The sequence below is a fragment of the Streptomyces durocortorensis genome (assembly GCF_016901035.1).
GTDB classification, from domain to species: Bacteria; Actinomycetota; Actinomycetes; order Streptomycetales; family Streptomycetaceae; genus Streptomyces; species Streptomyces durocortorensis.
In genome coordinates this window covers 33,718-42,898 of the sequence record NZ_JAFEUF010000036.1, presented here as the reverse complement: position 1 = coordinate 42,898, position 9,181 = coordinate 33,718, and the positions used below count along the sequence as shown (strand labels likewise).

The window sequence follows — 9,181 nt, the reverse complement described above, 5'->3', positions numbered from 1 at the left end:
GTGAGGAACCGGACCGTGGAGCCAGCCCCGTGACCCGCCCCGCCCGATGGCGTCCCTCCCTGCTCGCGGCCGGGCTCGCCCCGCTGCTGGTCCTGCTCTGCCTGCTCTCGCTCGGCCTCGGGGCGCTCAGCATCCCGCCCGGCGACGTGGTCAAGGCCTTGACGGGACAGCCGACCGGACCCCGGATCGAGGACGTCATCTGGTCCGTGCGCGTCCCGCGTACGGCACTGGGCCTGGCCGCCGGAGCAGCGCTGGGCCTCTCCGGCTGCGTGATGCAGGCGCTGACCCGTAACCCCCTGGCCGACCCCGGCATCCTCGGCGTCAGCGCCGGGGCCGCGTTCGCCATCGTCATCGCCGCCGGGGTCGCCGGGATCGGCTCGCTGCTCGGCTACATCTGGTTCGCCTTCGCCGGGGCCATGGCGGCCAGCGTCGTCGTCTACCTCCTGGGGCGGATGGGGCGTTCGGGGTCCACCCCGGTGAAGCTCGCCCTCGCCGGAGTCGCCGTCACCGCCGTGCTCTCCTCGCTGACCAGCGCCGTCGTCCTCACCGACCCGGCCGCGCTGGACCGCTTCCGCTTCTGGTCGGCCGGCTCGCTCGCCGACCAGGACGCCTCCACCGTGCTGCGGATCCTGCCCTTCCTCGGGCTCGGCGCCCTCCTCGCCCTGGCGAGCGCCCCCGCCCTCAACAGCCTCGCCCTCGGCGACGACGTGGCCGCGTCCCTCGGCCGCAAGCTCGGCCTCGTCCGCCTCCAGGGCGTCGTCGCCGTCACGCTGCTCACCGGCGCGGCGGTCGCGGTGATCGGCCCCGTCGTCTTCATCGGCCTGGTCGTCCCGCACGTCGCCCGGGTCCTCGCCCAGTACGCCGGACTCGGCCCCGACCACCGCTGGCTGCTGGCGCTCTCGGCCGCGCTCGCCGCCGCCCTGCTGCTCGGGGCGGACATCCTCGGCCGGGTGATCGCCCGGCCCGTCGAGGTGCAGGCCGGGATCATCGTCGCCTTCATCGGCGGACCGTTCTTCATCGCCCTGGTCCGCCGACGACGCCTCGCGGAGATCTGACCATGACCACCGACTCAGCGATCACCGACGCCGACACCGGCACCGTCAGCGGCAAGACCAAGGCCGCCGCCCGCCCCTTCCGTCTCGCCTTCCCGCCGCTCTCCGGCACCCTGCGCCCCCGTCAGCTCACCGTCACCGCGGGTCTCGCCGTCGCCGTGTTCGCGGCGTTGTGCTGGCACGTCTCCATCGGTGAGTACGGGATCCCGCTCGCCGACGTCGTCCGCGCGCTGACCGGCTCCGGGGACGCGGGCACCCTCCTCGTCGTCCAGGAACTGCGGCTGCCCCGCGCCATGACGGGCCTGCTGGCGGGCATCGCGTTCGGCATGTCCGGCGCGCTCCTCCAGACGATGACCCGCAACCCGCTGGCCAGCCCCGACATGATCGGCCTCACCCAGGGCGCCGGAACGGCCGTCGTCGCGGGCATCGTGCTCGGCTGGGACTTCGGCCTCGGCACCCAGGCACTCGGCCTCTTCGGCGCCCTCGCCAGCGCCCTGATCGTCTACGGGCTCGCCTGGCGGCGCGGTACCACCGGCTACCGCATCATCCTCGTCGGCATCGGCGTCTCCTGGATCTGCCTCAGCGCCACCGACTACCTGCTCGCCCGGGGCGGCCGCTTCCAGGCACAGGCCGCCCTCGGCTGGCTCGTCGGCAACCTCAACGGCCGCGACTGGCAACAGGCCGCGCCCCTCGCGTACGCCCTCGTCGTCCTGGTCCCCACCGCCCTGCTCATCGGCCGCCTCATGCGTACGCTGCAACTCGGCGACGACGTGGCCAAGGGGCTCGGCACCCGCGTCCAGACCGTACGGCTCACCGTCCTGCTCACCGGCGTCGGCCTGGTCGCCTTCGCCACCGCGGCGGCCGGACCCGTGGCCTTCGTGGCGCTCGCCGCCCCGCAGATCGCCCAGCGGCTGTGCCGCACCGCCTGGCCGCCGCCGCTCGCCGCCGGACTCACCGGCGCCCTCGTCGTCCTCGCGTCCGACGTTCTCGCACGCGAACTGATCCCCGGCACCGAACTGCCCGTCGGGATCGTCACCGGAGTGCTCGGCGCCCCGGTGCTGCTCTGGCTGCTCATCCGCGTCAACCGCGCGGGCTCAGGAGGCTGACCGATGTCCACCGCCGAACCCGACCTGCGGGCCGAGGGCCTGCACCTGGGCTACGACGACCGGGCCGTCGTCAGCGGCCTCGACCTGGCCGTCCCGCCGGGCCGGATCACCGCCATCGTCGGCGCCAACGCCTGCGGCAAGTCGACCCTGCTGCGCGCCCTGGCCCGCCTGCTCGCCCCGCGCGACGGGGCGGTCAGCCTGGACGGCCGGGCCCTGCACTCCATCCCCACCCGGGAGCTGGCCCAGCAGCTCGGCATCCTCCCGCAGTCGCCGGTCGCCCCCGAGGGCCTCACCGTCATCGACCTGGTCAATCGGGGCCGTTCCCCGCACCAGACGTGGTGGCGGCAGTGGACCAAGGCGGACGAGCAGGCGGTGCACGACGCGCTCGCCGCCACCGGCACCACGGACCTGGCCGACCGCGCGGTCGACGAACTGTCCGGCGGTCAGCGCCAGCGCGCCTGGATCGCCATGGCCGTCGCCCAGGGCACCCCGGTCCTCCTCCTCGACGAGCCGACGACGTATCTCGATCTCGCCCACCAGATCGACGTCCTGGACCTCGTCGTGGACCTGAACCGGCGCGAGGGCCGCACCATCGTCATGGTCCTGCACGACCTCAACCAGGCCTGCCGGTACGCGGATCACGTCATCGCGATGAAGAAGGGCGACATCGTCGCCGAGGGCGCCCCGGCCGACGTGATCACCGCCGAAACGGTCGAGGACGTCTTCGGGCTGCGCTGCCAGGTCACCACGGACCCGGTCAGCCGCACCCCGCTGGTGATCCCGGTCGGCCGCCACCACGCGCCCGAGCCGGACTCGGACTCGGAAGAGCAGGAGTCCAGGCCGCGTAAGCAGTGACCGAATACGCGGCGAGCGGACGGTTGCCGCGCTCCACGGCAACGGCCCGCAGGACGTCGGCCTGGCTGAGGACGAGCCGGCGTACCGGCTCGGGCAGCGACGCCAGATGCTCCTCCGTTCCCACCAGGCCGAGACAGGCGGCCACTTCCCAGTCGCCGTCCTGAAGACCTTCGGTGTCGACCGGCTTGCTTCCCTCGGCCGCCCAGCCGGCCTCGGGCAGGAGCCGCAGCAACTCCTCACGGGAGAAGGGCGTACGCACGTTGCCCTGGCCACGCGATCCCGCCGCCTCGATCTGTCCCTGGATCAGCACGGCGAGGAGGTGCGCCAGCTGGTCGCCCGACGCGGGCGTCAAGTCCCACTCGGCGAACCAGAGTTTCCGCGCCCACCGTCGTACCCGGGCCAGGGTGTCCCGCAGTTGCCCGAGCGAGGCGAAGTACCAGGAGCAGTGCGCGAGCACCACGTGGTCGAAGGCGCCGACGGGGAAATCGACGGACGGGGCGAGGACGTCGGTGGCGAAACGGAAGTCGATGCGGGGCCCGAGAGGACCCGCCGCGAGCCGGGCCGCCGACTCCCCGAGCGTGACCGGCGACCCGTAGGAGGGGTCGGCCACGTCGATGGCCACCACGCGCCCCTCGGGTCCGACCGCCTCTGCCAGGACAGCGGTCATGTCACCCTGGCCGCAGCCCAGTTCCAGAACGGCCGAGCCGGGCGCGATGTCCCAGCCCGCCACGAGCGTGGCACGGTGGCGGGTCTGGACGAGCTGGTCGGCCGGGCTGTGATCGGTGGCGGCCATGCCGGCCGCGAGCGAGGGGGCCTTGGCGGGGAGATCGGAGCGATTCACAGAGTCCTTGGGGGTACGCGACGGGTCGGTGCGGCCCGATGGTACGAGACGTCTGGGCAGCGGCGCCTCCGGTTTCCCGGGCACTCCCTGGTGGCGCGGCCCCCGGGCGTGTCCGGTGACACGCGCCGCCCCTCACGCCGACAGCGACGCCCCCACCGGCACCCGCGCCTCGTCGAACCGGTTCAGCAGCAGCCGTGCCAACTCCGGTGCGGGGCCCAGCACATCGGCCAGGACGTCCGCGCCGGCCACCTCCGCGCCCGCCGCGATGCGGTCCGGGAGCCGGCCGGGCGCGATGACGTACGGGGCCACCGCCACCCGCTCCACGCCCTCGGCCCGCAGTTCCCGTACCACGTCCTCGGTACGGGGAAGGAGTGCGGAGGCGAACGCAGGCCGCACGGCGCACCAACCGGTGTGCCGCAGCTCCCGCGCGATTTCAGCGATCACTGCGATCGCCTCCGGGTCTGAGGATCCCGCCGAGGCCAGGACGAGCCCGGTCCGGGGGAGGTCGCCGGGACGGACCTCGGCCTCCCGCAGCCGCCGCTCCAGGGTGGCGTTGAGCAGCGGGGACGGGCCGAGGACGTCGGCCTGCCGGATGTGCAGCCTCGGCAGTCGGGCGCGGGCCTCGCGCAGGACCGAGGGGATGTCGGTCTTGGCGTGGAACGCCCGGGTCAGCAGGAGGGGGAGGGCGACGACCTCGTCCGCCCCCTGTGCCGCCAGGCGCTCCAGCACCCGGGGCACCGACGGGGCGTTGAACTCCAGGAACGCCGTCTCCACCCGCAGTCCCGGCCGCTCGGTGCGGACCCGCTCGGTGAGCGCGTGGACGGTCGCGGCGTGCCGCGGGTCGCGGCTGCCGTGGGCGATGACGAGGAGAGTGGGATGCGTCATGGGAGGGCTCAGTTCTTGACGAGGAGACCGCGGCTGCGCAGCACCCACCGCTCCAGCGGACTGAAGATGAGCAGGTCGATGGCGATGCCGACGAACAGGATGAGCAGGATCGACAGGAAGATCCCGGGCATGTCGAAGTTGCTGCGGCCGTTTTCCAGCAACTGCCCGAGACCCAGGCCCAGTTCGGGTGACGAGGCGATGATCTCGGCGGCCATCAGGGAGCGCCAGGAGAACGCCCAGCCCTGCTTGAGGCCCGCCAGATAGCCGGGCAGCGCCGCCGGGAGCACGATATGCCAGGTCCCGCGCAGCCCGGTCGCGCCCAGCGTGCGGCCCGCCCGGAGGAAGAGCGGCGGCACCTGGTCGACGCCGGAGACCAGCCCGTTGGCGATCGAGGGCACCGCGCCCAGCAGGATCACCGCGAACATCATCTGGTCGTTCAGCCCGAGCCAGATCACCGCCGGGGCCACCCATGCCACCGAGGGCAGCGACTGGAGCCCGGACAGGATCGGGCCGATCGCGGCCCGGACCAGCTTCACCCGGGCGACCAGCAGACCCAGCGGCGTACCGATGGCGACGGCGAGCAGGAAGCCGAGCAGACCGCGCGACACGCTGGTCCAGACGACCTCCAGCAGCGTGCCCGCCAGCCACATGTCCTTGGCGCTGTCCCACACCGCGGACGGCGGCGGCAGCTTGTACACCTCGGTGACCTGGGCGCGGACCAGCAGCTCCCAGACCACCAGGACCAGCGCCACCGCCACGACCGGCGGCAGCACCTTCTGCAGGAGGACCTCGCGCACCGGGGTGCGGCGGATCTGTACGGCGTCGAGCGCGTCGAGGCCGGCTTCCAGGCCCGCCAGGTCGTCGGGCTTCTTGTCGACCGGTCCGGCCGCCTCGTCCGGCCGTTTCCGGTCGGACGTGATGTCAGTGCTGGCCATGTCGGCGGATCTCCCCACGCAGTTCTTCGGTGATCTCGACGGACAGCTCCGCCACGGCGGTGTCCTCGATGCGGCGCGGCTGCTCGATGTCGACCGTCCACTCCCGGGCGATCCGGCCCGGCCGGGACGACAGCAGCACGACGCGCTGCGCGAGCCGTACGGCCTCGCGCACGTTGTGCGTGACGAAGAGGACCGAGGCGTTCGTCTCCCGCCAGATCCGGGTCAGCTCGTCGTGCAGCACATCGCGGGTGATGGCGTCCAGCGCCGCGAACGGCTCGTCCATCAGCAGCAGCTGGCTGTCCTGCGCGAGCGCCCGGGCCATGGCCACGCGCTGGCGCATACCGCCGGACAGCTCGTGCACCCGCTTGCCGTACGCCCCGCCGAGCCGGACCAGTTCGAGCAGCCGCTCCGCCTCGGTGCGGCGCTCCGATTTCGGCACCCCGCGCAGCCGCAGGGCCAGTTCGATGTTCTTGCCCGCGGTCAGCCACGGGAAGAGGGCGTGCTCCTGGAACATCAGGGCCGGCCGCCCGCCGGGGGTCTCGATGGACCCCTTCGACGGGCGGTCGAGTCCGGCCACCAGATTCAGCAGCGTCGACTTTCCGCACCCGGACGCTCCCAGGAGGGTGACGAACTCACCCGGAGCGACATCGAGGGTGATGTCGTCCAGCACGAGCTGCTGCCCCGTGGGTCCGGCGAAGGACTTCGAGACGTGCGCGAGACGGGCCGCGTGATCGACCGTCGTACGGTCCTCGGCCTTGGTGAGGGTAGGGGTCTCCATGGTCGTCACCTCCTGGGATTCCTTACGTCCTGCTGCGGATGGGCGGGCTACTTGACGCCGAGACCGGCGTCGGCGACCTCGGGCCGGCCATCGGCCTTGAGGATCTTGTTCAGCGGGCCCAGGTCGTAGATGCCCTGGAGGTTCGGCTCCTCGAGCAGACCGGACTTCACCGAGTAACCGGCCTGCGTCTTGAGCGTCTCGGCCAGCGGGTCGTCGGTGATCTCGATGGACTCCCACGCCGGGTCGAGGATCTCCTGGGGCAGCGGCTTGCCGCTCAGGGTCTCCAGCGCCTTGTTGGCGGACGCCTTGGCCTCATCCGGGTTGGCGTTGATCCACTTGTTGGTGGAGACCGAACCCTTCAGCACCGCCTCGACCACGTCCGGGTGCTCGTCGAGGAACTTCTGCGACACGATGATGTTCGTGATCACGAACTTCTTGTCCGGCCACAGGTCCTTCTCGTCGAGGAGCACCTTCGCACCCTCGGAGACCAGCTTGGAGGCGGTCGGCTCGGGCACCCACGCGCCGTCCAGGTCACCGGACTTGTAGGCGTCCGGGGTCACCTTGTTGTCCGAGCGGACCACGGAGACGTCGCCCTTGCCGCTCTGGGCGTCGACCTTCCAGCCCTTCTCGGAGATCCAGTTGAGGAATGCCACGTCCTGGGTGTTGCCGAGCTGCGGGGTGGCGATCTTCTTGCCCTTGAGGTCGTCCAGGGTCTTGATCTTGTCCGGGTTGACGACCAGCTTCACCCCGCCGGAGGCCGAACCGGAGATGATCCGCAGCCCCTTGCCCTGGGACTTGCTGAACCCGTTGATGGAGGGGGAGGGGCCGATGAACCCGATGTCGATGGAGCCGGCGTTCAGCGCCTCGATCTCGGACGGGCCCGCGTTGAAGGTCGTCGACTCGACCTTGGTGCCGCCCAGTTCCTTCTGGATGGTGCCTTCCTGGATACCGACCAGGGCGGTGGCGTGCGTGAGGTTCGGGAAGTACCCGATCTTCACGGTGTCGGAGGAGAGCTTCTTGCCTCCGGCGGAGACGTTCGTCTTGGCGTCGTCGTCCTTCGCCTCGGAACCGTAGCCGCAGGCGGTGGCCGCCAGGGCGAGCAGCGGCAGGGCGGCGGCAGCGGCGAGACCGCGGCGAACGGTGGAACGGGGGGCAGGCACGGGAGGCTTTCCTCTCGTTGGCCCGGTACTCGCGTCCCGCTGTCTGGTCAGGGGGGCGCGGCCGGGAGGGCGGCAGGTCTTCGGCGGTACGGGTGCGGGGGGTGCGGGGCGCGCGAGCGGTGCGCGTACGTCATCACGCACATCGCCCCACGCCTCCCTGACCGCTGCCGAGGGCGCCGCTGCCCACGCGGCCGCCCTCCTTCGCGAAGGAGGAGAAGAAGTCGGTGGCCATCAGAAGTCCCACTCGGCGTCGTCGTCGGCGGCCTGCGCGACGGCTTCGGCGACCGCCGCGAACGCGGCGCCCGCCATGCCGGCGCTCAGCGTCGTACCGTCCGCCGGGTCGATCAGCAGGAACGAGCCGGTGCGCCGGGAGTCCTCGTAGGAGTCGAGCGCGAGCGGCTCGGCGGTGCGTACGACGACCCGGCCGATGTCGTTGGCGACCAGCTGCCCGGGGGCCGGGTGCTGGGAGAGGTCGTCCAGGGTCAGCCGGGACGGGATGTCCTTGACGATCGCCTTCACCGTGCGGGTGGTGTGCTTGAGCAGCACCCGCTGGCCCACCGAGAGCGGCTGGTCGGCGACGTGGCAGACGGTCGCTTCGACGTCCTGGGTGACCGGCGGGGCGTCGTCGGCGGGGGCGATCAGGTCGCCGCGCGAGATGTCGATGTCGTCGGCCAGCCGGAGCGTCACCGACTGCGGCGCCCAGGCGATGTCCACGCTCTCGCCGAGCGCGTCGATGCCGGTGATCGTGGTCGTACGCCCGGAGGGGAGCACGGAGACGGGTTCGCCGACCCGGAACACCCCGGCGGCGATCTGACCGGCGTACCCCCGGTAGTCGGGGTGCTCGGCGGACTGCGGGCGGATCACGTACTGCACGGGGAAGCGCGCGTGGCAGGCGGTGAGGTCATGGCTGACCGGGACCGTCTCCAGGTGCTCCAGGACGGTCGGCCCGCCGTACCAGTCCATGTGCGCGGACGGCTCGACCACATTGTCCCCGGCCAGCGCCGAGATCGGGATCGCGGTGATCTCCGGGACGCCGAGGGACGCGGCGTACGCGGTGAACTCCTCGGCTATCGCGGCGAACACGGGCTCCGCGTAGTCGACCAGGTCCATCTTGTTGACCGCCAGCACCACGTGCGGGACGCGCAGCAGGGCCGCTACGGCGGCGTGCCGGCGGGTCTGCTCGACGACCCCGTTGCGGGCGTCGACCAGCACCACGGCCAGCTCGGCGGTGGAGGCGCCGGTGACCATGTTCCGGGTGTACTGCACATGGCCCGGGGTGTCGGCGAGGATGAACCGCCGCCGGGTGGTGGCGAAGTAGCGGTAGGCGACATCGATGGTGATGCCCTGCTCGCGTTCGGCCCGCAGCCCGTCGGTCAGCAGCGCCAGGTCCGGTGCCTCCTGCCCGCGGCTGAGCGAGGCCTGCTCGACGGCCTCCAGCTGGTCGGTGAGGACCGACTTGGAGTCGTGCAGCAGACGGCCCACGAGGGTGGACTTGCCGTCGTCGACCGACCCGGCGGTGGCGAAGCGCAGCAGGGTGGTGGCCGACAACTGCTCGGTAGTCGTGGTCAT

At 72.1% G+C, this 9,181-nt stretch carries 9 protein-coding genes; 3 read left to right on the top strand and 6 right to left on the bottom strand.

The features are described 5' to 3' along the window. Nucleotides 1–29: 29 nt before the first annotated feature. From JS521_RS10415 to JS521_RS10405, 3 genes are read left to right on the top strand one after another with little or no spacing between them, the layout of a single operon-like run. A complete protein-coding gene (locus tag JS521_RS10415; protein WP_205082436.1) occupies nt 30–1,055 on the top strand; it encodes a FecCD family ABC transporter permease in 1,026 nt (341 codons plus the stop codon). 2 nt (nt 1,056–1,057) lie between these two features. Next, nucleotides 1,058–2,158, top strand: coding sequence for a FecCD family ABC transporter permease (locus tag JS521_RS10410; RefSeq protein ID WP_205082430.1), 1,101 nt, complete (start codon nt 1,058–1,060; stop codon nt 2,156–2,158). 3 nt (nt 2,159–2,161) lie between these two features. Then, nucleotides 2,162–3,013: an ABC transporter ATP-binding protein gene (locus JS521_RS10405; RefSeq protein ID WP_205082429.1), complete on the top strand. Its 852-nt coding sequence runs from the start codon at nt 2,162–2,164 to the stop codon at nt 3,011–3,013. Here JS521_RS10405 and JS521_RS10400 read toward each other — a convergent pair. The 6 genes from JS521_RS10400 to JS521_RS10375 form a co-directional block, all read right to left on the bottom strand. Then, nucleotides 2,916–3,854 (bottom strand): class I SAM-dependent methyltransferase, encoded by a 939-nt coding sequence (locus JS521_RS10400; protein WP_205082428.1) that lies wholly within the window; start codon nt 3,852–3,854, stop codon nt 2,916–2,918. The two genes, JS521_RS10405 and JS521_RS10400, sit on opposite strands and share 98 nt — an antisense overlap. Nucleotides 3,855–3,986: 132 nt before the next feature. After that, nucleotides 3,987–4,739 (bottom strand): sirohydrochlorin chelatase, encoded by a 753-nt coding sequence (locus JS521_RS10395; RefSeq protein ID WP_191861697.1) that lies wholly within the window; start codon nt 4,737–4,739, stop codon nt 3,987–3,989. A gap of 8 nt (nt 4,740–4,747) precedes the next feature. Next, entirely contained in the window at nt 4,748–5,674 is a 927-nt protein-coding gene (locus JS521_RS10390) for an ABC transporter permease (protein WP_205082427.1), read from the bottom strand. Further along, nucleotides 5,661–6,452, bottom strand: coding sequence for an ABC transporter ATP-binding protein (locus JS521_RS10385; RefSeq protein WP_205082426.1), 792 nt, complete (start codon nt 6,450–6,452; stop codon nt 5,661–5,663). Before JS521_RS10385 ends, JS521_RS10390 begins: the two co-directional genes overlap by 14 nt. Before the next feature lie 47 nt (nt 6,453–6,499). Then, entirely contained in the window at nt 6,500–7,612 is a 1,113-nt protein-coding gene (locus JS521_RS10380; protein ID WP_205082425.1) for an aliphatic sulfonate ABC transporter substrate-binding protein, read from the bottom strand. Between the two features lie 231 nt (nt 7,613–7,843). Beyond that, on the bottom strand, nt 7,844–9,181 hold the full coding sequence (locus JS521_RS10375; protein ID WP_205082424.1) for a sulfate adenylyltransferase subunit 1: 1,338 nt from the start codon (nt 9,179–9,181) through the stop codon (nt 7,844–7,846).

Excerpts from the sequence above, each read along its gene's own strand:
- JS521_RS10405 (WP_205082429.1), top strand. The coding sequence starts at position 2,162 with ATGTCCACCGCCGAACCCGACCTGCGGGCCGAGGGCCTGCACCTGGGC.
- JS521_RS10395 (WP_191861697.1), bottom strand. The coding sequence starts at position 4,739 with ATGACGCATCCCACTCTCCTCGTCATCGCCCACGGCAGCCGCGACCCG.
- JS521_RS10385 (WP_205082426.1), bottom strand. The coding sequence starts at position 6,452 with ATGGAGACCCCTACCCTCACCAAGGCCGAGGACCGTACGACGGTCGAT.
- JS521_RS10410 (WP_205082430.1), top strand. The coding sequence starts at position 1,058 with ATGACCACCGACTCAGCGATCACCGACGCCGACACCGGCACCGTCAGC.
- JS521_RS10375 (WP_205082424.1), bottom strand. The coding sequence starts at position 9,181 with ATGACCACGACTACCGAGCAGTTGTCGGCCACCACCCTGCTGCGCTTC.
- JS521_RS10390 (WP_205082427.1), bottom strand. The coding sequence starts at position 5,674 with ATGGCCAGCACTGACATCACGTCCGACCGGAAACGGCCGGACGAGGCG.